Below are 23,398 nucleotides of genomic sequence, written 5' to 3' on the forward strand. Positions count from 1 at the left end.
GATGATACAAATTCGGTCTTTTCCATTTGGGACACAAATAATGAGGAAGTCAAAAAGACTATGGTACATAATGGCACCTTTATTTTGGATTATGATTTTGACAATAAAAACAGTTTAAATTTCACTTCAAACCTATCTTTTAACCCCAATCAGGAATGGGACAGCAGACTCAATACAGATATAAGGAATGGTCAAAATCAAATCGACTCTACCTTTGTCACTGATAATCTTATTGGAGCAGATAACACTAATTTAGCCTTTGACCTCTCATATATTAAAAAATTAAATAAGGAAGGTTCGCAATTATCTTTTAATGGACATTTTACAAATTTTGATGGACAGTTTCTGCAAAGAATAGATTCACGCTATTTTGATGCGAATGAAAGCTTTATACGAGATTTTGGATTTACTACTGATGCGGACCAGAATATTAAAATTTTTACTGGACAAGTGGACTTTGCCACACCCTTGGGCAGTGCTTCCTTTGAATCGGGATTAAAATATTCTTCCATAGACTCAGAAAACTCTATTGATTATTTAAACTTTTCTGGGAGCAGTGATGTAGTGGATACTTCTTTATCTGATGACTTTCTTTATGATGAAAAAGTTTATGCAGGATATTTAAGCGTGGTAAAAAACTGGGAAAAATGGTCAATGAAATTAGGCTTGCGTGGAGAACTTACAGATTCACAAGGCACATCACTTACTTTAAACCAAACTAATACCCAAGACTTTTTTGAAGTTTTTCCATCGCTGTATTTACTATACACAGCTTCAGAAAAACACAGCTTTTCGCTTGATTATGGAAGAAAAGTGGATAGACCTCGCTATAATGATTTAAACCCTTTTAGGAATTTTATTAATGAAAATGATTTTGAACAGGGTAATCAAGGACTAATACCGAGCTTTTCAAATAACTTCAACTTAAACTATACCTACAATAGTGAGTTTTTTGTGGATGCATACTACAGAAACAATGGAAGGATAATAGGTGACTATGTTTTTCAAGACAATACCAATTTGACCTTAAGAGAGTTAAAACAGAATGCCACTGAAAGTGTGTCCTATGGTCTGGACTTAACTTTTAGCAAAGGAATTGTTGACCCATGGTATGTGTATGCATATACGTCGCTTTTTTACGAAGACAATACTTTTTTGGCAGAAGAAAGTGGAAATCAAGAATTTACTGTTGATGTTGATGGTATATATGTTTATTTGGCAAACTACTTAACGCTATCAAAGGATGGTACTTTCTCTGGAGAACTGGCCTTAACTTATTTCTCTAATTTTATATTTGGATCTTATATTTCTGATGAACAGCTGAACCTTACATTGGGTCTTAGAAAGAGTCTATGGGATAATAAAGCTGTAATATCAATTGCTGCCGAAGATATTTTAGAAAAATATGTGCCTACTTACACGTCACAATATCTAAATCAAGATAATTTTTACCGTAGAAGACCAGAAACTCAATTCATTAGAGTAGGATTTACATATAATTTCGGAAACTTTAGACTACAGGATAACGAAAGGGGAATTGACAAAAAAGAAAGGGAAAGGCTCGAAGAACAATAAACTTATAATTGCCCACCTCCGACAAGTATGCCACAGACCCCCAGACTTATCAAAAGATAAACTCCGGTTAGGATAAAGAAAATTTTAGCCGCTTTTTTCTTCTGTTTAACAAGTAAGATTATTCCAATTATTAAAAATAAAAGAGCTGGGCCAAACATGATTAAGAAAATCAATATTATAAGCCCGTCTAAATTACCTGGTTCTAAAAACATAGTTTCTAAGATTTAATGCAATCTAAAATTAGCCATCATTATTCCACACGTTCCTAAGCTGATTAATAGATAAACCCCAGTCAGAATAAAAAAAATCGAAGATTTTTTTTTATCCTTTCCTCTATAATGCATACCAAGCATTAAGAATAGAAGTGCTGGACCAAATAATAAGAGTAAGATGATAATCATAACGGTTCGTTTTGTAATTCTTTCAACCGTCCAATTTTATCATCACGATAGAATAGATTCATGGTTTCAAAAGGAATAATCTTATAATCCTTGTTTACAATATGTACACATGATTTTTTAATGGCTCTAACGTCAAAATTATGTGCATCTATAAACTGCATGATTATAATTCGGAATAAATTGTCATAGCCTAATTCTGGAGCGTCAATTTCTGGTAAGCAGCACATAATACTATTTAGGTTTTCAGAAGCTTTTTCCACAGAATTCCCAGTGCTGAACAACTCAATCATTTTACCATGTAAAGCCTCATCCTGCTCATAAATAATGGTGTTTTTGCCATCATTTAGCAAATCATCTGGATTAATGTAACGAGTTAAAGGACTTGCTTCATCACCCAATTTTAGAGCGTAGGCCATTACCAATGCATCTGGATTACAGGGAACGGGAATTAAATCATCGGGTTCAAAAATTGGGGACTGCTCCAAAATTTTCCTACGAACCTCTGTTAGTGTAATCCTATTTTCATTAACTTCAAAATTCTCTAACCTCCCAGCTACCTGTGTGGGTTGAAAAGTAACACCGCGAACGCACTTTTGCTTAAGGGCAAAATCAATCGTTTTGCCCATTTCATGGTCATTTAAGCCTTTTTGTAGAGTGACCACTAAAGTTGTGGAGAGATTTAATTGGTTTAAATGCGCTAAAGCTTTCAAGCGAATATCTGCTAAATCTGCACCGCGTAATGTTTGGAGCACCGTATTGTCCAACGAATCGAACTGAAGATAGATTTCAAAATCAGGAGCATAGCTTGCCAATCTTTTGGCAAAATTAAAATCTTTGGCAATTTCAATGCCGTTGGTATTTACCATTAAGTGTCTAATGGGGAGTGTTTTGGCGTAATCTAAAACCTCAAAAAATTGTGGATGTATCGTTGGTTCCCCACCACTAAGCTGCACCACATCTGGCTCACCTTCATTCTTAACGATAACGTCCAGCATTTTTTTAATTTCCTCTAGTGTCCTGTGGCGACCATAGGTAGGAGAAGACCCCGCATAACATGTAGGGCAGGTGAGGTTACATCTGTCTGTCATTTCAATTACAGTTAGGCAAGAATGCTGTTCATGATCAGGGCACAAGCCACAGTCATAAGGACAACCGTGATGTGTTTTGGTATTGAAAGTTTTTGGATATTCTGAGGCTTTATTGTAGTTTCTTATGTTTTTGTAGTATTCAATATCATCTGCTATCAACACTTTACTTTTTCCATGCTCCTTGCAGTTTTTGAGCATGTATACCTTCTCATTTTCAAAGACGATTTTGGCATCTACTCGCCGAAGACATTCTGGACAAAGACTTAATGTAAAATCATAATACGTGTAACTTCTTTCCGGCATATAAAAGTCCTCTTTTTAAGGTTTTTGAGTAGTATGCCAAACAAATTAAGCATAAATATTGGATGCTGCTTAAACCAATAATCAAAAAGGTATTTGGTTTTATGAACTCAATACAAAAACGAAATAGGAAGTATGAAAGCATAAAAATCTTAAAAAGCATTCCACTTTCAAGAGCCTTCCTTTTCTTATAAAGCTTTAAGATACAAATGAAAAGAATGATTAGAAAAGTGACTTCATATAGCGCAATAGGGTGTCTATAAATACCATCACCTAAATCCATTCCCAAAAAAAATGAGGTTTCTTCTCCATACGTAAACTCTTTAATTCCAGCTAGAAAACAGCCAATTCTACCAACTAGAACCCCTAAAATAATAGGAAGGGTAAACAAATCCCCAGAAGACTGTTTTTCTCCTATTATTTTCTTGGCAAGCTCCACCCCTAAGAGCCCACCAAAAAGACCTCCCATTATAGTTTTATTATTTAAAATATGAAGCCAGCCTTGTTGATAATGTAGCTCTGGATTTTCCAAAAATGCAATTAATCTGGAAAATAACAAGGCACCAAACACCGCTCCAATGAGTATGGACAGGCGGTTGTTGGAAGAGATGCTATCGCCACTTATTCTGCGAAGTACAACATAATATCTAAACCCAATAAAAAACGCAAGATATTCCAGTATAAGGTGAACGTTAATTTTTACACCGAAAATAATAGGTTCAAAGGGCAGCATAGTTATGTGGTATTCACAACGAATATAGCTTCATTTGCTATTTTATCAGCTTATTAGGATGTCGTAAATTTGCCCCATGCCAAAAATAGGAGACATACAGCTTCCTGAATTTCCCTTACTTCTTGCACCTATGGAAGATGTAAGCGACCCTCCCTTTCGTGCGCTGTGCAAAGAACAGGGTGCCGATGTAGTGTATACCGAGTTCATTTCTTCTGAAGGATTGATTCGTGATGCCGCTAAAAGTGTTATGAAGTTGGACATTTATGAAAAAGAGCGTCCGGTAGGGATTCAGATTTTTGGTGCTAACCTAGATTCCATGTTGCAATCTGTAGAGATTGTAGAAAAATCAGGACCGGATATAATTGATATTAATTTTGGTTGCCCAGTAAAGAAGGTGGTCTCTAAAGGAGCTGGAGCGGGGATTTTAAAGGATATCGATTTAATGGTTTCGCTTACTAAAGCAATGGTGGAGCATACCAAGCTCCCTGTAACTGTCAAAACGCGATTGGGATGGGATGATGACTCCATTAAAATTGTTGAGGTTGCCGAACGTTTGCAGGATGTGGGGTGTAAGGCCATTGCCATACATGGGCGCACAAGAGCCCAGATGTACAAAGGAAGTGCAAACTGGAAACCAATTGCAGAGGTGAAAAACAACCAAAGAATGCATATACCAGTATTTGGCAATGGAGATGTGGATTCCCCAGAAGCTGCTATGAGAATGCGTGACGATTATGGCTTGGATGGCGCAATGATAGGTAGGGCAAGCATTGGTTATCCGTGGTTTTTTAAGGAAGTAAAACATTATTTTAGAACAGGCACCCACTTGGCTCCACCAACTATGTTAGAGCGTGTTGAAGCAGCTAGAAGACATTTACAAATGTCCATTGATTGGAAGGGTGAAAAACTTGGAGTTTTTGAAACACGAAGGCATTATACCAATTACTTTAAAGGCATTCCTAACTTTAAAGAATACCGAATGAAAATGGTCACTAGTGATGAAGCTACCGATGTGTTTGCCGCTTTTGATGAAGTTTTGGAAAAATTTGGGGATTATGAATTTGCTTAACCAATTATAGCTCCACCAATTTTTTACTGATTCTACTGCTTGCAATTCTTGAAGAAATCAAACCTAAGACCACAATTGTAGCTAAGACTACTAGCACATTTGCAAAACTATACTCTACAGGATAAGCTAGTGATGGAGTGATTTTTAACCATTCGAACGCTAGTTGGGAACCAATTAGAATGGAACCAATTAGGACTCCAATTAATCCACCAATAGTAGTTACAGATACCCCTTGTACAAAATAGATTCGTCGAAGTTCTTTAATTGTTGTCCCTAAAGCAAAGAAGGTTTTGGAGTTTTGTTGTTTGTCCAAAATCATCATTATGATTGCACCAACAACATTGAACAAGGCAATGATTAAAACCAAAGTAAAAATTAAATATGTAGCAAGATTTTCAGTATTCAGCATTTTATAAAGTGTACCATTTAGTTCACGCCGAGTTAGAACAATTGCTTTTTCACCAAGGGCATTTTTTATATTTAAACGAGCATCTTCCAATGGAATACTTCCATTAAGTTTAAAATTAACTCCAGAGACTTTAGTGCTGTCTTTTTCCAAAAGCCCTTGTACTAAATGGAGCTGTGCAATCACATATTTTTTGTCTAAACCCTCTTCAATAGCATAAACCCCGCTTATAACTAGGGGCAAATCATTGTATAGTTTTGTATTCAAGGATTGAGGCGAGAATGAACCCTTTCCTGGTTTTGGCGCAAGAACCTGTAATGGGGTTCTATAATTTTTCATAGGAACTCCAAGGGAATTATAAATGCCAATGCCCAACACTGCATTATATTCTGTTACGCCCCAATTCCCAAAGTATAAAGTACTATCAATCCCTGTAACTGAGCGGTAGTTTTCATCAACTCCTTTTATATAAGCTAAATCACCTTTTTCACGAAAAGTGAGATACACGCGCTCCTCTATTTCTTTAGAATAGTTTGCTATTCCTTCTAATTGTGATAGTGATTTTTCATTTTCCGGGGAAATAGAAAAAAACTTTCCAGTAGTAGGAATTGCTTTTAAATCGGGGTCAAAAGTGTTAGTAAATTGAAGGCTAAATGTTTTTAATCCTGCAAAAGCGGAAAGCACAACAAAAAGAGCAGCAGAGCCTATTACAATTACTAAAAATGTGATAAAGTTGATGATATTCACCGCGCTTTGGCTACTTTTAGAACGCAAATACCGCTTGGCGATGTAAAAAGAAAAGTTCAATTTTAAGATTTCTTTCGTTTATCAAGCAAATCTCTGTTCTCGATGGGGTTTTCATCACCTTCTAAGGATTTTTCAATCCCATCAATATAATCAAGGGAATCGTCCAAATAAAAATTCAAATGGGGAACACGACGCAGCTGATTTTTTGTTCGCTGCGCCAGTTCATGTTTTATGAGTGGCTCATTGGATTTCATACCTTCCAACAGTTCAGCGGCCTTATCATTGGGAAAAATACTCACATATACCTTTGCTATAGATAAATCTGAGGTAATATAAACTTTTGAGACGGAAATTATAGTGCCTTTTAAGCCACCATCAGTAGCTGCCCTTTGTAGCACTTCTGCCATATCTTTTTGAATAATTCCTGCTATTTTTTTCTGGCGCTGTGTTTCCATAACTGCAAAAATAAGCTAATAATGCTATCTTAGCCGAGAAATGGAAAAGATAGAACACATAGGAATAGCGGTTAAAGATTTAGATGCCTCTAATCAATTATTTGAGAAGCTTTTTGGAGTTTCCCATTACAAAATAGAAGAAGTAGCATCGGAAGGAGTACGGACCTCTTTTTTTAAATCTGGACCAAATAAAATTGAACTACTTGAAGCAACCAATGAGAATAGTCCAATAGCTAAGTTTTTAGAGCGAAGAGGAGAAGGAGTGCACCATATTGCATTTGCTGTTGAAGATATTAAACAAGAAATAGAACGATTAAAAAATGAAGGGTTTACAGTTTTGAATGAAGAGCCCAAAAAAGGCGCGGACAATAAGCTGGTCGCTTTTCTGCACCCTAAAACCACAAACGGAGTATTGGTAGAGCTTTGCCAAGAAATCAATAAAAATGAAGGGCAAGAAAATGTTGGTGTATAGAAAAATATATCCTAATTTTGCTGCCCTAGAAAATGGGTCCTATAGCTCAGTTGGTTAGAGTAGCTGACTCATAATCAGTTGGTCCCTGGTTCGAGCCCAGGTGGGACCACGCCTTTAAACACGGGGCTTCCGAGATTTCGGTTGCCCCTTGTTTTTTCTTCGGTACAACATAAGTACAACAATCGCTGCCGTATTCTCAAAAATGTGTTTATATCATTAAATTTTTTATTGTATTTCTACTGATTTTATAAATTATTAATAGGCTAAAATCATCTAATTTTTATTTTTTTGGTGTTTTTTCATAGCAAAAGGGAGCATATAGATTAAGTTTTGCCGAAAAGAATTCTTATTGCAATCTTTTCCTACTAAACAATTTGAAATACAAAAAGTTGGCCTCTTTTTGCAACATATGTTGTCATACCTTTTCTTGTAAAAAGTGGTGTTTGTTGGGTACTTGAGAAGAAATTCTAAAACAAGTACTATGAAAACAACGATTGAACAGCAGTTGGACAGGATTGAGCAAAAGCTCTCCTTCAGCAAAAAGATTTTGACCCTTAAAGAACTTTCCAATTACACGGGTTTCTCACAGAGCATGATCTACAAACTGACCTCGAAACGAAGAATCCCATTTTCCAAACCCACGGGACGCTCCCTTTTTTTTGACAGGCAACGTATCGATGAATGGCTTTTGGAGAATACCACCAAAACGGATAAGGAACTCGAACGCGAGATGGACAGAAAGCTCTATCAAGGAAGCAGAAGGTTTTAAAGTTGGGGAAGATGGAGAGAAGGAAAAAACTCAAATGCGAAGAAGCCCGTAACATTTCGGTACTGGAAGTACTCGAAAAGTTCGGCCATAGTCCCCAAAGGGAGAATACAAAAGAAGCTTGGTACCTCAGTCCGCTGCGCTCCGAGCACCAAGCCTCTTTTAAGGTTTCCAAAAACCTGAACAGATGGTACGACCATGGTATCGGTAAGGGAGGTAATGTGATAGACCTGGTCTGTCTGATGGCGAATGTAGATGTAAAGCAAGCACTCAAAATTTTATCGAGAGAACATTTTAAAATTTCAATGCCTCCACTTCCCATAAATGTAATGTACGAAAAGAAGGGAATCGAGATTTTGGACATCAAGAAAATCAACCATCCAGCATTAATTGAGTATTTAATGGAAAGATATATTCCATTACACCTTGCGAGACAATATTGTAAAGAAGTCATCTACAAAATAGATGGAAGGAGTCATTTCTCCATAGGACTTGAAAACCGTTCGGGAGGATGGGAGCTTCGGAATAAATATTTTAAAAATTCAGCTAGCCCCAAGGATGTTACCTTTTTAAAGAATGGAAAGAAAAAGTTGATTGTTACCGAAGGGATGTTCGATATGTTGTCCCTTTTGGAGCTTAACCCAAGCCTTGAGAAGACCCATGATATTTTGGTGATGAACTCCACGGCCTTTACCAAAAGAACTATACCTATCATTAAGGAATATACAACGGCACAGCTGTTCTTGGATAATGATGATACGGGCAAAAAAGCAACAACGGAGCTTATGGCAAACACCAAGAATGGTATTGACGAATCCCATTTATATAAGGCACATAAGGATGTAAATGTATTCAGGGCTGGTTTGGGAGACCGACGGTTTCGTTCTGCAATTCAAGATGTGTCTTTGTGCACACAAAGACCACCTTGCTTTTCTCCCAAAGGTCGAAAAGGGAAAAGGCCATGAAGGAGGCCTTGGTAAAATTTAGGTGCACCCATAAGGAGAAACTGCTGATGAGAAAAAAAGCGGAAAGCACGGGATTGACCTTGAGCGAGTATTGCAGAAGTACGGCATTAAGACAAAAGCTTTTTAGAAGATTGACCGATGATGAAGTGGAACAATACAAGACCTTGGCAATGTACCATAACAATTTTAGGCTGCTCTCCAATATGTTCAGCAAACGAAATCCGAACTTATCGATGGAGGCAAAAAAACTGTGCGCTACGATAAGGAAACATTTAGAGAGGTTCCGGCCATGATAGGCCTGGGCAAATCCATATCCCACACCAAGGCATCACTTGGTTATGGCTGGAACCAAGAGAAGGATGCCAAGGTGGTATTAAGACAGTACATTGTCGGGTTGGACCCGAAGGAAATCACCAAGGAGTTCCAAATGGTGCAGGCCATGAACAAAAGGTGCAAAAAGAACACCTTTAGTTTCGTGCTCAGTCCTGCAATAACCGATAGGGACAAACTGGGTTTTCATAAACTGAAATACTTATCACAAGCCTTTCTAAAGGAAATGAGGCTGGAAGAGCACCAAGCGATTGGTTTTCTACATCAAGACAAGGCACACCTCCACATCCATATTTATGTGAACCGAATCGATTTCAACGGCAAGGCATATAAGGACAACTACATTGGAAAAAAGGCGCAGCGGGCAGCGGAGAAGGTTGCCCTGACCGCGGGGTTGACCACTGCTAAACAGATACAGGAAGAAAAGAACAGAAACTCAGTTACTACAAAAACTAGTATTAAACTAGCCCATGACTGGGTCATGCTCACCAAAAGGCCAACTTCTTTTGAAGTGTACATTGCAAAAATGAGAGAGAAGGACATCAAGGTCATTCCTTCTTTCAATAGCCAAAAAGAACTACAGGGTTTTCGGTTCCAGTATGGTAATGATAATTTTAAAGGAAGTGAAATATCCAGATTGTTGTCGTTCAAAAACCTAGGAAACCAAATAGAGGAAAATGAACAGGAAAATATGAACACCCCTAAGAAGAAAAAAAGGAAAGGCTTAAAGGCTTCTTGACAAGGAAAATTATAAAATTTACTATCATCTTATAGTTTAGGACAAATGGATTATTTCACTTGAATACTGATTTTGGGCACTTCTTTATCTTTAAAGAAAAAATTTATGAAAGCACTTAATTCCATTGCTCTATTATTATTTTGTTCTACTCTTTTTGCACAACACAGGATAGCGTATTTAACTAACCAATCCGGAAACTTTGATATTTATATCATTGATGAATATGGAAAAAACCAAAAACAACTTACTATAAACAAAGGCTGGGATTGGTCGCCTAAATGGAATGAGAAAATTCAAGCCATCATTCACAACTCTAATGATACCCTCAACAAGTTTTCAATCAAGGCAGTTGATAAAGATGGAAAGCAAGTTGAGCTCGACACCAAGGGTATGGAAGAGTTTATCCTTTCCCCAGATGGAACCAAAGCACTCTACACCTTAAAAGATAATAAGAACAGATACATTGGTTTGTTTGACCCAAAAAAAGAAACCAACAATCTTTTAGTTTCAAATCCTTCCTATAATGGCAGACCAGATTGGTCACCCGATGGCAAACATTTTAGTTTCATTTCCGATAGGGATGGTAACAATGAACTATATGTTTTTGATTTGGCTTCTGGCAAATCAAAGAGATTGACCAATTCAGAGAAAAGTGAAAAATACACCTCGTGGATGCCAGATTCCAAAACCATAGTTTATACCTACCATTATTCAGATGAAAGAGATAATGAGCACAACGATATTTTTTCCATTGGTATTGAATCACAGAAGAAGCACCAAATAACAAATGACAAGAAATTCTATCAAGAAATTGATGTTTCGCCAAATGGGAAAAAAATAGTATTCCACGCCAAAAGAAATGGTAAAGACCATTTATATACCATAGACATAAATGGTAAAAATGAAAAGCAATTGACCACGGCTGATGCTTACCACGGTGAACCTGAATGGATACCGTCGAATTAATGTTTAAAATTGCTGATTATTAAATCAAGATACGTTTTAGCAGTACACGACTTAGAAAAATCCGCTAAATTCTATTCAGAAGTGTTGGGTTTTGATGTTTATAAGATTGGTGACCCAGGATGGCGTTTTGCAGAACGAGATGGTTGTATGTTGATGCTTGGTGAATGCAAAGACGCCATCCCACCTTCTGAATTGGGCGACCACTCTTATTTCGCCTACATTGAGGTTGACAATATCGATGCCATCTACAATGAATTTTCATCTAAAGGTGCTCAAATTAGGCACGCACCGGAAGACAAACCCTGGGGAATGCGTGAGTTCCCCTTAAAAACCATTGATGGACATAGAATAACTTTTGGACAAGAACTAAAATGAAACAAGAACAATCTCTCACCTTATTCAAAACACTTTTTTCAATAGTATTAGTGATTACGCTATTAAGTTGTAATAATACCAAAGAAAGCAAGGAAAGAGTGCCGGATTATGCTGGAACAGTTCAGATAGACTCTGGCTACGTGAAATCAGGCAATGCGACGTTATTTTACAAGTCCATTGGGCAAGGTGAGCCCATTGTTGTTTTGCACGGTGGTCCTGGTGGTTACTTCAATCACGATTATCTTTATTTAAAAGATTTGGGCAAAAACCATAGAATGATATTCTTTGACCAAAGAGGAACGGGAAAATCCGAGTGCAATATTAACGAATCTGAAATCAATATAGCTCAATTCGTCAATGATATAAGTGTCTTATCTGACAGTCTGAAATTAGAAAAATTTAATTTGTTAGGCGTTTCTTGGGGTGGGTTATTAAGTATGATGTACACAATAGAAAATCCTAAAAGGGTTGATAAAATAGTTCTCATCGGTACAGCTGGTCTGGAAGAAGCTTTTCTTGCAGATTTAAACAAAGGCATTAGTGAAAGATTAAATCAGGATGATTTTAATCAATTTCAAGCTTTAGAAAAATCCATAACGGATGACAACATTACTAAAATTAAAGATAAGCAAGGCAAATTATTATATAAGGCCTATGTTAAAGATTCAACCATCTTAAAAAAGTTTAATTCTAATATTGATGTAAGAACAGCAAAGTTACAAACCAAGGTAAATGTTATGGTTTGGAAAGAATTAAGAGATAAAGATTTTAATTTCTACCCTGAATTGACAGCTCTGAAGAATCAATTATTGGTCATACACGGTAAATATGACCCGATACCAACGAAATATTCACAAAAAATAGTCGATGAAATGCCTAACGCCCGAATGGTCTTATTGGATAGTATTGGGCATATGCCTCACATTGAAGTCAATGCATTGACACTTAAAATGACTAACGAATTCTTCAATGACAAAACTATTAATAACATAAACTAATTGATTTGTTTTAATTTTTCATTTTAATACTTTCAATATAATCTTATAGCAAGATTGTCATTTTAATATTAATAATAAAACCCTATCAAATAATGGTTCCAAAAAATAAAGCTGGTAGTTAAAAGCGCCAATCTAATTATTGATTTGGTCAGCTTCTCCTTAAATTTTAATCTTTAGTTTCAATATTTTTAATAATCTTATCGGAAACAAAAGGCTTAAAAACCAATAAGTAGAATTAAACAGCGCATACATTTTTTTAATTTTACAATCATTTTAGTTCATTTTTTATTTAATTCTGGTTGCAGTAAAACGGGCAAACTTTTCTATCCAAGTCTTTCCATTGTTATAAGACCTGTCCATTTTAAATTTATAAGAGTCTTTTTGAATGTCATAGTATTCAAAGCGTTCCAAGAAACCGCCTTGGTAATCATACCCTTTTCCAGTACTTATCAATTTTCCATCTTTCCATTCAGCAACAATATCCGTTAAGCCTTTATACCCTGGCATTATCCACACGATTTGGAATTTTCCAGACCCTGGATTGTAACTTCTAATACTAGTCCCCCGGAAAACGATGTTGTCATTTTCATCAAGTGTCAAATAATCATCTTGCATTGCGTAACCGTCCAATATGTATTTAACCTGAGATTTTGCCCTACCCTTTTTAAAGCTGCCATCAGTACGTATATCAACCGACTCAATTGCCCATTCGCCAATAAAAAAATCAATTTTCTTAAGTCCTTCAGATTGGGCAAATACCATTGAAGAGGAAAAAAGAATAACAAAAAGTCTCAGTAAGGTCTTTATGTGTTTCATATTCTAAAATTGTTTGAGGCTCAAAAATAGAGTAGTTAGATAATGATGCCCCATTTAAGTAAGAGGGTTTAATGTCATCTTATAAGTTGAAATAAAGCTTTGCGCAATGGGACAAAAAGCAGCTACAAAAAACACGATGTTTGTTAGCTATGAAAATATTTCCATTAGCAGTTACACTTGCAAGTACATTATCAATATTCGGTCAAAACCCAATTGATAAATTTGTCTTTGTCTCAAAGCAAACAGGGTACAGTCAGATTTATACTTTCAATAATGGTAACATTAAACAGCTAACGTTTAAGGACGATAATAGAAGGCCCAAACTATCGCCAGATGGCAAAACCATTGCCTTTGAATCAGAAAGAGACGGAAAGTATCAAATCTATACCATTGAGATAGACGGCAGCAATGAGCAGAATTTCTCGAACAACAATTTCAATGAAGGCGGTGGAAACTGGTCACCCGATGGTAAAAGTCTGGTATTTTATTCGAACAGGGAAGGAAATGGTGACGATGAAATTTTCATTCAGAATTTAAAGACCGGAAAGGTTGAACAGCTTACGGATAATGATTATGACGACTGGCGGCCATCATTTTCAAAAGACGGAAAATATGTAGTATATAGTGGTGAAAAAAATGGAAACGAAGAAGTCTTTAAGATAGACGTTAAGACTAAAAAAGTCACTCAACTCACCCAAGCCAAAGGACGTGACGGTTGGGCTACGTTCAATAAAAAAGGGGATAAAATTCTCTTTCATTCAGAGCGGACAGGTCGTTCTGAAATCTGGGAAATGAACCGCGATGGTACTAATCAAAAACAACTGACCAACTTTAGTGGTGATGGTTTTAAACCGTGTTACGTCTATGATAAAAAAGGGGTCAAGGGTATTCTCTATGCTTCAGAAGAGAAGAATCATAATGATTGGGACATCATTTACCTAGACTATCAATCAAGACAAATAAGAAAAATTGTTGATTCGTCCTCTAGGGATTACGAACCACACTTTTACTCATTTTAAAATAAATAATTATGAAGAAAAAAATGATTTTCAAAGTTCTATTTTGGTTACAATTAGGGCTACTTTGCCTGATTCTTTTGGCATCAGCCATTGGTAAGTTTTTTAAGATTGAAGCACATCTCGAAAATGCAGCTAATTGGGGCTTCCCTTATTTCATTATGTATTCAATTGCTTTATATGAATTGCTGATAGTGTTTCTACTATTCAAAAACATAAAAATGGGATTGTTTATGCTGGCACTCTTAATGCTTGGGGCAATAATTACGCATTTTGTAAATGATGAAAACCATTTTATTATAGTAAACCTTGTCATATTGGGAATAACTGTAGGTTTATTTTTTACCAATAAGACATTACAAAAGTTGAAGCCTGTAAATTAAACTATTATGCTAAACACACAGAATAAAGCATCCTTGAATTTATGGATTGTAGTACTCTCTGGCTGCTTTCTAAACAGGTTGACCTATCAGTTTTTACCCGATTACTCAGGCCCTATAACAGCTACTATACTAATCATACTTTGTACAGTGCTTATCAAAAGTTCAAAACAGCAATGGTCTGAGTATGGCCTTTTAAAGCCGAAAAAACCGCTAAGACTGCTTTGGAAAGTACTCTTGGTTATGGTTCTTACTATTGCAGCGGGTGTATTGGCCAGTAAGGTATTCGGTTCTTTGTTTGATAGCAACGCAATTGCCCAGACTAGGTTTGAAGGTATGGAAGGTAACATTCCAATGTTCGTGATGTGGGTCGTCATTGGGTGGGTCGTTGGTGGCTTTTTTGAAGAAATGATTTTTAGGGGATTTCTACTCAATAATTTTGAAAAACTTTTTGACCGTAGTAAGTGGGCAACAGTCTTGGCCATTATTGCACAGGCATTTCTATTTGGGCTGGTCCATTTCTACAACAGGGGAATCGTTGGCGGTCTTACCATCTTTACGGTTGCCATTGTTCTGGGTATTCTTTACATAAGGTTTGGCAGGAATCTTTGGCCTTTGATTATTGCTCACGGTATCATAGATACACTTTCATTTTTAGAAGATTTTATGGGGGCATAATTTTTAAACAATAGGTGATGTTGAACAACATAAAGATGAATGTAACTAAAACGGCTAAAGATGGGATAGTAAATCAAGAGACTATTTTCCATTTCAAACAAAGCGGTAAAACAGTAGACGCTAGCTATTTTGGTGGAAAAATTAAAAAGGGATATCTAGTAGGTTTACTAGAAGATTCTATTTTAAAATTTAGTTATTGCCAGCTTAGAATAACAGGTGAAACAGACCACGGTATATCAAAATGCAGGCTTTCGAAAGATCCCAATACAAGCAAAATAATGATGACTGAAAGCTTTAAAATGCAAACAGAAAACTCAAATGATACTGGCACTAATGTTTTTATGGAAATCTAGATGTACTAATTATACTTGGTTAAGAATCAATCTTTCTTAGAATACTTATCAATATATTGTTTTGGTGTTATTCCTGTGTATTTTTTAAAGACCCTGTAGAAAGAACTATTACTTTTAAAACCAGCCTTTTCCCCAATGGCAAAAAGTGTTAGGTTGTTATTTTCATTTGACAAAAGTGTAGTTTTTAGCTCTTCAATTCTGAACCTATTTACATAATCGAAGAAATTCATCTTTTTTTGGGAATTAATGGCAGCTGATATATCGTGAAGGGAAATATCTATGAACTTAGCCACATCTGGAAGCTTTAGGTCTTGGTTCCGATAGAGTTTTTCAGCATTCATACACGAATCAAGCTTTTCTATAATGGATTTGTGATACTGCTCTTTCTCTAAATCATTTTCTTGATTCTCTTCTGTTGAGGGCTGTATGTTTTGACTGTCACTAGTTGACAGACCGCTTGCGGTGAAATACAGCTGAAGAAACAGAATAAGTAACACAAACAACAACAACGAATATGCGAAAGCAGCATTTCCTCTTAGACCGTAGTTATCAAAAAAGAAATAGCTGATGCAATTTAAAAATGCAAAAGCCGTAATTAACAGATAGAGCGCCTGAAGCCTCTTGTTTTTATACAATAACGCATAATCTGATTCTGTTTCGGCCATTTCTTTATGCCGCTTTTTCAATACGTTGAATCCAAGCAAAGTGTATAAGCCGATATGAAATACATATAAATAAAGCCTAAAGTCACCCAAACCTGGTTCAGGGTTGGCAAAATATTGTTGTAAGATTTCTATTTTATCTGCCCTGGACTCGATGTAAAAAGGCATAAGTCTCATATAGATGGGTGGCACTAACCAAAAGTGCAACAAATCCAACCAGGATACTTTAGACTTTACTTGTAAATAAAACAACGGCCCAATGGCAAAAAGTAAGGGCCCTGTTAACCACATTAAGTGTGGATAGTCGAGATATAGCGCATTAAGCTCAAAAAAAGCGAAAAACACGCATAGCGAAACAATTAATAATGAAAGTGGAAGATACAACCGCTTCTTTTCCCTAATTGCTCTAACTAGGTAGTATAATCCTATGTTGCCAGCACTAAATGAAGCAAAAAGTAGAAGTATATTGTATAAATCGAATTTCAAATCTAATAATTATGTAAATTAATAAAATTTGCTTGTAGTAACTGTTTTATAATTAGTTTATAATTTTATCGGTCAAATGATAGTGTATTCAAGAAAAGTGTGTCAGTATTTTAAAAAATAAGCCCCAAAGCAATTAACATATTACAATGAGGCTTTGATAAGGATTATTAGGGGAATTATCATTAGCTATCATCTTTGCCTTGACCAAATATTATTTTATTATTGTCTATATCTACAATCACAAATTCATTCATGCTATAATCCGTGGAATTCAGTTGCTCTGCAAAAGCAACACCTTTCTTTAAATACTCTTCATAAACGGTTATAACATCATGGCAAAAAATACAAATCGAGGCATTTTCCAAATCTTTTATTTTTTCTTCTAAAGTCAAGTTTATGGTGATTCCATCTCTTTTTAACACAGCATAACTTGCTGGTATTTCCCATTTAAAAGAGCAAGTAAAACCCAATTTTGTGGTATAGTAGATAATGCTGTTTTCAACATTTGAAACTGGAAGAATTGTAGCTTGATGGGATAAAAGTTGTTTCATTTTTGAAGGTTAGTCATGGTGCGTCTTTCCATATTTCTTAAGTGCCATACCAACATCTAATATAGGTACTCGCAGATTATCCTTATTTAACTTCTGACCTTCATAAATGTCCAAATTATAAATGTCGTAATGCTCTTGGTTTAGATCTAGCATAATCACGTCAAAAGTGAAAGCTGTTTCAGAATTTGCTATAAACCAATGAACGTTATCTTTATCATCCGAAATGGTCGAACACTCACTTGGTTTTATAATTTTATCTACTGTTTTATTAATTATTAGATGATTGTCTTGCTTTTCTAGAGTGTTATAGTTCCTAAGATGCATTTCACCTGACAAAATCAGGTGCGAAGAAGTCATATTACTATGCCCATGTGGAATTATTGCACGGCCTTTTTTCATTCCAAATATCTTTTTGATATAGGTCGTATTCTCAGGTAGCCCCTCTAATCTAGGAAACATAACATATTTGTTTCCTGTTCCTAAATCTGGAAAGTCGAAATTCTTAAACAACTTTTCAGTATCAATAAATTTCAAAATCTCTTCTAGCTCAATGCTTCGAAAAAGTTCCGATACCAAAAATTGCCACTCTACTTGTGTAATTGTTTCGGTCTTTAAATCATTACAATATTCATTAAGAAGAATCGCCCAGTGCTTGACAAGTGGCGAGATAGTTTTCCCAGTTGCCTCAGTCTTGAAAATGGATTCTAATAGAGCAAAGCTCATAATTGAAGCCATTAGCTTTTTTGAAAATGTGCGTCTCTTCATTGCATAAAAGTAGCCATACATGTTTCGTTATTTAAAATGAGACTTGAAAAATTTAATACCAACTTATAAGAAAGGATAAGTTTCAGGAATTTTTCTTTAACTGCTTAGCGTTATGTTTTGGATTAATAACACCAATTTAATAGAAATAAGACTAAATTTTTTTCTGATATTCTTAATGTCAAAAACTTTGGTTAAAGAGATAAGCTTTTATAATCTAATAGAATTCTTTATCTAAAAAGAGTATAATTAAGCTCAACAAATTCTAAGATTTGGATATATGGTTCGCTTTGGCTGAAGTAAAACTTCCATTGCATTATCTAGATGAGAGCTGTCCAAAGCCTTAAGATAGGTTTGTGTAATCACTAAATTTTGATGTCCCATTGATTCACTTATAATATCAGTGGGCACACCTTTTTGTTTTAGGCAATTTGCATAACTATGTCTTGCCACATAACTGCTCATAGGTTTCCCTACAATTCCGCATAGCTTTCCAATTTCTTTTAGTTCTTTATTATAGCGTTGAATGGTTTTATGTTTCCTGTTTTCTAATTGTGCTGGGGTATATTCGGCATTAACAATTAAAGGGAATACATAAGGCAATCCATTATCATTTTCTTTATAGTAGTCCAAAATTTCCTTTATGGGAGGTAGAATTTTAATGATAAAATTACTTCGCGTTTTTGACCTAGTATAGTAGATTCTATTATTACTAATGTCCGCCCAACGAAGCTTCATCATATCAGCGAAGTTCATTCCTCGAGTGTAAAAGCTAAACACAAAATAATTTCTGCTATTAATTAAAAAAGGATGGTCGGTAAGGTCTAGATTAACAATGCGAAAAACTTCTTGCATGGTTAATGCACGTTTAAAGCCGCTACTTTTAAACCGTGAAATTTTATATTTTTTAAAAGGATAGTATTTTTCTTTAACAAGACCTCTGTTTATTCCCTGATTATATATAGCTCTGATTGAGCGCATGCGCACACCGATACCTCCATCGGTTCCCCCTCTTGTGCGCAGATAAACTTCATATTTGTGTAAAAGCCTAGGAGTAAGTTCGCGAAAGCTAAGCCGTGTATGTTTATGAAATGACTTAAAAGAATGATACGTACAAGTATTTGCCCTAGCGGTACCGGTTCTCCCAGCATCTAGTTGTTCTCCGATGATTTCCTCCCAGAACCTGAAAAAATTATGGCTCTCGGGATTATTGATAATACGGAACTGTTTTTCAAAATCTTCTAAGGTAAAATCTGGATCATCTATCTGCAGTTCGGATAAAATTCGAAGTGCTCTATCTCTCAGGTTTAAAAGAAGGCGGTTAAATTGGATATAGTTGGGGTTGCGTTTGTTGAAATTACCCAGTTCTTTGTTCCAATTATCTTTATTGACATTATACAGTGTCTTGAAATATTTTGTACGCCTATGCATGGTAACCCGAAGGTAAATTGGGTGGGTGCCATCTGCCAATATCGTTTTTCTTAAGACTGTTTTTACGCTTGCCATAGATTAAAAAATGAGTACAACTATAGTACAACAACTGGTTAATTAAAGTTAAGTAAAATGCAAAGCGTTGCCAAGAAAATTTTCATAAAATACTGAAAATCAGTAAGAAAGAAGGATATTGAAACCAAATGAAAAGCAATTTTTTTGCGCTCATAATCAGTTGGTCCCTGGTTCGAGCCCAGGTGGGACCACGAAAGTGGATAAAAAGTCTTAGCGAAAGCTAGGGCTTTTTTGTTTTACAACTTTAAAATAGACTTAATTAGGAATTAACCCCTTAAAGCTTAGCAACAGCATTATCCAAGTCTGGTAAAGCCCCTACAATTGCATCGGTAACCTCTTGGCTGATTTCAGAAGAATATTGTGTGTAAACGGTATAACCTACAACCATGCAGCCAATGATAAGAGACCAAATTAAGATTCTCGTCGGAAGTAATTTATCAGAGGTTTTCATTTAATTATAGTTAAGTTAGTTAACTAAAGTAATTCAAAAAATTTAGATTAACAAATCCTTAACAAATATAAAGAACTGCTAACAAGCCTACTAAAGAAGCCAAAGACCTTATTTTTAATTATTTCGGGCTTGATTGTAGCATGGAGAAACAGGTCTTTAAACCAATGCATATGATGTGCTAATTACATGGCACGCACTGTACCATTGCTAAAGAAGCAATAAGTCCGCTCTTGTATTTCTAACCAAATTTTTAGAAGGTCTCTACAACAATAACACCGTTTGCGGCTCTTGAACCATAAATTGCGGCATTAGATAAATCTAGAACAGATATTTTCTTTACCACCGATACATCTATCAATTGGTCTAAAGAGGTGAAAGATTGCCCCACGATATAATCATTCAAAATATATAATGGCTCAGCAACAGGGGTATTCACGGAGTTTGCAGTACCCCTTAAAACAGGGGTGTTCCCTCTTAAAATAACCCCCGGAACTTTTCTAATCATATTTAACAGCGAAACCTGAGTATTTCCTACGCCCTCACGCTCAGCTTTATAGACATTCACAGAGTCGTTTGTAGACTTGCATGAAACAAACGCAAATAATATAAAAAGAACAAGTATTTTTTTCATGATTTCATTTTTATTAAATGTACAAAAAAGTTGCTAAATAGTTGAAAATTAGTGAGCTATTTAAATAGAATTGTAACCGCACCGATAGCTGTAACTATCAAAATAAAAACACGGTATTGCTTTTCATTTATCAGTTTTACCAATCTTATTCCAGTAAAAAGACCTAATAATATTGCTGGAACCAGTTTTAAATTTATGGTTAGCGTTTCAACAGAAATTGTTTCCCAAACAAATAAATGAAAAGGGAGTTTAAAAAGATTGGTAATTAAAAATAGCCAAGCGGCTGTTCCCACAAATTCGTTTTTTTGTAAACGCATCGCCAGAAAGAAAAGATTGGTAAAAGCGCCTGCAAGATTACCTATCATAGTGCATATCCCAGCTAAAATGCCTGTGCTGCCAGCAAATGCCCAATGATTAGGAACTGATTTGGATTTTCGCCTTTCCCAGAAAACAAGAATCCCCAGACTGATTAATATCACGATGACCATTCCTATTTTAAATTGCTTTTCAGGCAAATCCTTGCCTAGAAAAACACCAATTAGGATACCAGATAACATCCAAGGTAAAAACTTGATAATATACTTCCACTGAGTGTGTCTATTGTAGTATATGACAGCGAATACATCTCCCACTAAAAGCAAGGGCATAATTAAGCCTGTTGATTGCTTTGCACCAAAGGCAATAGCCATTAAGGTTACATTGAAAATGGAAAGCCCTTTGAGACCAGCTTTTGAAATTCCTAAAAGAAAGGAAGCTATTGCTGCTAACACCCACCCTAAAAGAGAAATTTCAATATCCATGCTGTAATAGTAATTTCCAATGTTGTTAGTAGGGGCGCAGTTGAGGTTGAGCGAATCAAAAGTAAAACTATTCTAAAAAACTATATCTTTAAAAATCAACCAATACCAAATTATGGATTTACAAACCCTAGACTATGTACTCATTTTTGGGTTCTTTGCAATTGTACTTTTTATAGGCATTTACGTTTCAAAAAAATCAGGAAAAAGCTCTTCGGAATATTTTTTATCGGGTAGGACAATGCCTTGGTGGCTTTTAGGTGTTTCAATGGTTGCTACCACCTTCTCTACGGACACCCCTAATTTTGTGACCAATTTAGTTAGACTAAATGGGGTTTCTGGCAACTGGGAATGGTGGGCATTTTTGATTACGGGTTTACTTACTGTATTTATTTATGCTAAGCTTTGGAGAAAATCTGGTGTTAATACGGATATTGAATTTTATGAATTAAGGTTTGGTGGAGCTCCAGCAAGATTTCTAAGAAAATTTAGAGCTGTTTATTTGGGGGTAGTTTTCAACATTTTTGCCATGGCGGGTGTTACGCTTGCGGCTATAAAAATAGGAGGTATTATGTTGGGCTTAGAGCCATGGCAAACGGTAATAAGCGCAGGTTTAGTCACCGTAGTTTTTAGTGCTTTAGGTGGTTTTAAAGGTGTAGTTTACACAGATTTCCTATTATTTTTTGTTGCAATGGGGGGTGCCATAGGGGCTGCGGTATACTTGGTAAATATTCCTGAAGTTGGAGGTATAGAAGCATTGGTCACCAATGAAAATGTAACAGATAAATTATCTATACTACCAGATTTTGGAAATAAAGAAGCCATTATTACTTTACTGGTAATTCCTTTAGCGGTGCAATGGTGGAGTTCATGGTTTCCGGGTTCTGAACCAGGAGGAGGAGGCTACATTGCACAACGGATGCTAGCGGCAAAAGATGAAAACCACGCAATTGGAGCCACTTTCTTTTTCAATATCATGCACTATGCGCTACGTCCATGGCCTTGGATTTTGGTGGCATTGGCATCATTAGTGGTTTTTCCAGATTTAGCTAGCATACAAGAAGCGTTTCCCAACGTGACCGAAGACAAACTAGGCCATGATTTGGCATATCCAGCGATGTTAGCAAAACTGCCAAGCGGATTATTGGGATTGGTGCTCGCATCATTGGTAGCAGCTTATATGAGCACTATATCAACACACCTTAATTGGGGCTCTTCGTATATCGTTAATGATTTTTATAAGCAACAAAAGAAAAAAGCATCGGAAAAAGAACTAGTATCTGTTGGAAGAATTTCTACAGTTGCACTAATGGTTTTTAGTGCACTTTTTGCACTAGTTCTAAAAGATGCCAAACAGTTATTTGATATTATAATCTTATTCGGAGCAGGTACAGGACTAATTTTTATTTTACGGTGGTTTTGGTGGCGTATAAATGCTTGGAGTGAAATTTCTGCTATGTTCTCTTCAGGGATTATTTCAATTTTATTAAAGCTAACACCTATTGGAGCATATTTTTTTGGAATTGACGACGGATTATTCCCGAGCTGGTTGCAAATACCAACAGCAGTATTTTTAACGACAGTTGTTTGGGTAACAACCACTTTTCTTACAAAACCTGAAAGCAAAGAAGTGCTTCAAAGTTTTTATAGAAAAATACAGCCAGGTGGTCCTGGATGGGCCAAAATTGTTAATGAAGCGAAAGAAGACGGTGTTGAGATAGCAAGCTCGAATGAAAAATGGAGTGTGCCATCTGGTATTGGCGCAATGCTATTGGGAGTTGTTTTAATTTACACTATTATGTTTGCAACCGGGTATTGGATATATGGAGAAACTAAATTAGCCTTGGTTCTTACTGGTGTAGCTCTTGTAGCTGGCTTTTTACTTATACGCGCTTGGGGCAAGATGAAAGAAAACATTTTATAA

28 protein-coding genes and 1 tRNA gene are annotated in these 23,398 nt (G+C 35.9%); 16 read left to right on the forward strand and 13 right to left on the reverse strand.

What is annotated here, in order from left to right; translation table 11 throughout:
• Nucleotides 1-1,575 (forward strand): outer membrane beta-barrel family protein (locus AACP56_RS04340; RefSeq protein ID WP_339339850.1); only part of this gene is annotated, 1,575 nt, incomplete at its 5' end.
• Nucleotides 1,576-1,577: 2 nt separating this feature from the next.
• Here the strand turns inward: AACP56_RS04340 and AACP56_RS04345 are convergent.
• From AACP56_RS04345 to AACP56_RS04355, 3 genes are all read right to left on the reverse strand, one after another.
• Nucleotides 1,578-1,787: a hypothetical protein gene (locus AACP56_RS04345; RefSeq protein WP_339336181.1), complete on the reverse strand. Its 210-nt coding sequence runs from the start codon at nt 1,785-1,787 to the stop codon at nt 1,578-1,580.
• A 185-nt stretch (nt 1,788-1,972) separates the two neighbouring features.
• Nucleotides 1,973-3,367: a radical SAM protein gene (locus AACP56_RS04350; RefSeq protein WP_339336183.1), complete on the reverse strand. Its 1,395-nt coding sequence runs from the start codon at nt 3,365-3,367 to the stop codon at nt 1,973-1,975.
• The gene (locus AACP56_RS04355; protein WP_339336186.1) at nt 3,339-4,097 is read right to left on the reverse strand and encodes a prolipoprotein diacylglyceryl transferase; all 759 of its coding nucleotides are present in this window, start codon (nt 4,095-4,097) and stop codon (nt 3,339-3,341) included. The genes AACP56_RS04350 and AACP56_RS04355 overlap by 29 nt, the downstream gene beginning before the upstream one ends.
• Nucleotides 4,098-4,173: 76 nt before the next feature.
• On the opposite strand from AACP56_RS04355, the gene dusB reads away from it, so the two are divergent.
• Nucleotides 4,174-5,166 carry a tRNA dihydrouridine synthase DusB gene (gene dusB, locus AACP56_RS04360; RefSeq protein WP_339336189.1) on the forward strand — a complete coding sequence of 331 codons (993 nt, stop codon included), beginning with the start codon at nt 4,174-4,176 and terminating at the stop codon, nt 5,164-5,166.
• 4 nt (nt 5,167-5,170) lie between these two features.
• On the opposite strand, the gene AACP56_RS04365 is transcribed toward dusB, so the two are convergent.
• Nucleotides 5,171-6,379: an ABC transporter permease gene (locus AACP56_RS04365; protein WP_339336191.1), complete on the reverse strand. Its 1,209-nt coding sequence runs from the start codon at nt 6,377-6,379 to the stop codon at nt 5,171-5,173.
• Between the two features lie 2 nt (nt 6,380-6,381).
• The gene (gene rbfA / locus AACP56_RS04370; RefSeq protein ID WP_339336193.1) at nt 6,382-6,774 is read right to left on the reverse strand and encodes a 30S ribosome-binding factor RbfA; all 393 of its coding nucleotides are present in this window, start codon (nt 6,772-6,774) and stop codon (nt 6,382-6,384) included.
• A gap of 40 nt (nt 6,775-6,814) precedes the next feature.
• On the opposite strand from rbfA, the gene mce reads away from it, so the two are divergent.
• The 9 genes from mce to AACP56_RS04415 all read left to right on the forward strand — a co-directional run bounded on the left by mce (nt 6,815) and on the right by AACP56_RS04415 (nt 12,385).
• Nucleotides 6,815-7,246 carry a methylmalonyl-CoA epimerase gene (mce, locus tag AACP56_RS04375; protein WP_339336195.1) on the forward strand — a complete coding sequence of 144 codons (432 nt, stop codon included), beginning with the start codon at nt 6,815-6,817 and terminating at the stop codon, nt 7,244-7,246.
• A gap of 35 nt (nt 7,247-7,281) precedes the next feature.
• Nucleotides 7,282-7,355, forward strand: a tRNA-Ile gene (locus AACP56_RS04380).
• A gap of 372 nt (nt 7,356-7,727) precedes the next feature.
• Nucleotides 7,728-8,015 carry a helix-turn-helix transcriptional regulator gene (locus tag AACP56_RS04385; RefSeq protein WP_339336197.1) on the forward strand — a complete coding sequence of 96 codons (288 nt, stop codon included), beginning with the start codon at nt 7,728-7,730 and terminating at the stop codon, nt 8,013-8,015.
• Nucleotides 8,016-8,026: 11 nt separating this feature from the next.
• Nucleotides 8,027-8,977: a toprim domain-containing protein gene (locus AACP56_RS04390; RefSeq protein ID WP_339336200.1), complete on the forward strand. Its 951-nt coding sequence runs from the start codon at nt 8,027-8,029 to the stop codon at nt 8,975-8,977.
• Nucleotides 8,974-9,270 carry a mobilization protein MbpA gene (gene mbpA / locus AACP56_RS04395; protein WP_339336202.1) on the forward strand — a complete coding sequence of 99 codons (297 nt, stop codon included), beginning with the start codon at nt 8,974-8,976 and terminating at the stop codon, nt 9,268-9,270. The genes AACP56_RS04390 and mbpA overlap by 4 nt, the downstream gene beginning before the upstream one ends.
• Nucleotides 9,228-10,046, forward strand: a complete 819-nt coding sequence (locus tag AACP56_RS04400) for a relaxase/mobilization nuclease domain-containing protein (RefSeq protein ID WP_339336204.1) — start codon at nt 9,228-9,230, stop codon at nt 10,044-10,046. Before mbpA ends, AACP56_RS04400 begins: the two co-directional genes overlap by 43 nt.
• A 105-nt stretch (nt 10,047-10,151) precedes the next feature.
• Complete coding sequence (locus tag AACP56_RS04405; protein WP_339336206.1) at nt 10,152-11,012, forward strand: TolB family protein; 861 nt, start codon at nt 10,152-10,154, stop codon at nt 11,010-11,012.
• A 9-nt stretch (nt 11,013-11,021) separates the two neighbouring features.
• Entirely contained in the window at nt 11,022-11,387 is a 366-nt protein-coding gene (locus tag AACP56_RS04410) for a VOC family protein (protein ID WP_339336208.1), read from the forward strand.
• On the forward strand, nt 11,384-12,385 hold the full coding sequence (locus AACP56_RS04415) for an alpha/beta fold hydrolase (protein WP_339336210.1): 1,002 nt from the start codon (nt 11,384-11,386) through the stop codon (nt 12,383-12,385). The genes AACP56_RS04410 and AACP56_RS04415 overlap by 4 nt, the downstream gene beginning before the upstream one ends.
• A gap of 285 nt (nt 12,386-12,670) precedes the next feature.
• Here the strand turns inward: AACP56_RS04415 and AACP56_RS04420 are convergent, their stop codons facing one another.
• A complete protein-coding gene (locus tag AACP56_RS04420; protein ID WP_339336212.1) occupies nt 12,671-13,201 on the reverse strand; it encodes a hypothetical protein in 531 nt (176 codons plus the stop codon).
• Between the two features lie 149 nt (nt 13,202-13,350).
• On the opposite strand from AACP56_RS04420, the gene AACP56_RS04425 reads away from it, so the two are divergent.
• Genes AACP56_RS04425 through AACP56_RS04440 form a run of 4 tightly spaced genes read left to right on the forward strand, consistent with a single transcriptional unit; the run spans nt 13,351 to nt 15,628 of the window.
• Nucleotides 13,351-14,220 (forward strand): TolB family protein, encoded by an 870-nt coding sequence (locus AACP56_RS04425; protein ID WP_339336214.1) that lies wholly within the window; start codon nt 13,351-13,353, stop codon nt 14,218-14,220.
• Nucleotides 14,221-14,231: 11 nt separating this feature from the next.
• A complete protein-coding gene (locus tag AACP56_RS04430) occupies nt 14,232-14,600 on the forward strand; it encodes a DoxX family protein (protein WP_339336216.1) in 369 nt (122 codons plus the stop codon).
• Nucleotides 14,601-14,606: 6 nt separating this feature from the next.
• Nucleotides 14,607-15,275 carry a CPBP family intramembrane glutamic endopeptidase gene (locus tag AACP56_RS04435; protein WP_339336218.1) on the forward strand — a complete coding sequence of 223 codons (669 nt, stop codon included), beginning with the start codon at nt 14,607-14,609 and terminating at the stop codon, nt 15,273-15,275.
• Nucleotides 15,276-15,292: 17 nt separating this feature from the next.
• Nucleotides 15,293-15,628: a hypothetical protein gene (locus AACP56_RS04440; protein WP_339336220.1), complete on the forward strand. Its 336-nt coding sequence runs from the start codon at nt 15,293-15,295 to the stop codon at nt 15,626-15,628.
• A 26-nt stretch (nt 15,629-15,654) separates the two neighbouring features.
• On the opposite strand, the gene AACP56_RS04445 is transcribed toward AACP56_RS04440, so the two are convergent.
• The 7 genes from AACP56_RS04445 to AACP56_RS04475 all read right to left on the reverse strand — a co-directional run bounded on the left by AACP56_RS04445 (nt 15,655) and on the right by AACP56_RS04475 (nt 21,477).
• Entirely contained in the window at nt 15,655-16,776 is a 1,122-nt protein-coding gene (locus AACP56_RS04445; RefSeq protein ID WP_339336222.1) for a helix-turn-helix domain-containing protein, read from the reverse strand.
• 182 nt (nt 16,777-16,958) lie between these two features.
• The gene (locus tag AACP56_RS04450) at nt 16,959-17,327 is read right to left on the reverse strand and encodes a VOC family protein (protein WP_339336224.1); all 369 of its coding nucleotides are present in this window, start codon (nt 17,325-17,327) and stop codon (nt 16,959-16,961) included.
• Between the two features lie 9 nt (nt 17,328-17,336).
• Nucleotides 17,337-18,092 carry a hypothetical protein gene (locus AACP56_RS04455; RefSeq protein ID WP_339336226.1) on the reverse strand — a complete coding sequence of 252 codons (756 nt, stop codon included), beginning with the start codon at nt 18,090-18,092 and terminating at the stop codon, nt 17,337-17,339.
• Between the two features lie 252 nt (nt 18,093-18,344).
• Entirely contained in the window at nt 18,345-19,595 is a 1,251-nt protein-coding gene (locus AACP56_RS04460) for a site-specific integrase (protein ID WP_339336228.1), read from the reverse strand.
• Between the two features lie 274 nt (nt 19,596-19,869).
• Nucleotides 19,870-20,046: a hypothetical protein gene (locus tag AACP56_RS04465; RefSeq protein WP_339336230.1), complete on the reverse strand. Its 177-nt coding sequence runs from the start codon at nt 20,044-20,046 to the stop codon at nt 19,870-19,872.
• Between the two features lie 250 nt (nt 20,047-20,296).
• A complete protein-coding gene (locus AACP56_RS04470) occupies nt 20,297-20,677 on the reverse strand; it encodes a TonB-dependent receptor (RefSeq protein WP_339336232.1) in 381 nt (126 codons plus the stop codon).
• 56 nt (nt 20,678-20,733) lie between these two features.
• A complete protein-coding gene (locus tag AACP56_RS04475) occupies nt 20,734-21,477 on the reverse strand; it encodes a sulfite exporter TauE/SafE family protein (protein ID WP_339336235.1) in 744 nt (247 codons plus the stop codon).
• Nucleotides 21,478-21,589: 112 nt separating this feature from the next.
• Between AACP56_RS04475 and AACP56_RS04480 the strand changes: the two genes are divergently transcribed.
• On the forward strand, nt 21,590-23,398 hold the full coding sequence (locus tag AACP56_RS04480) for a sodium:solute symporter family protein (RefSeq protein ID WP_339336237.1): 1,809 nt from the start codon (nt 21,590-21,592) through the stop codon (nt 23,396-23,398).

It is taken from the genome of Croceitalea sp. MTPC6 (genome assembly GCF_036985525.1).
In the GTDB taxonomy this organism is placed as follows: domain Bacteria; phylum Bacteroidota; class Bacteroidia; order Flavobacteriales; family Flavobacteriaceae; genus Croceitalea.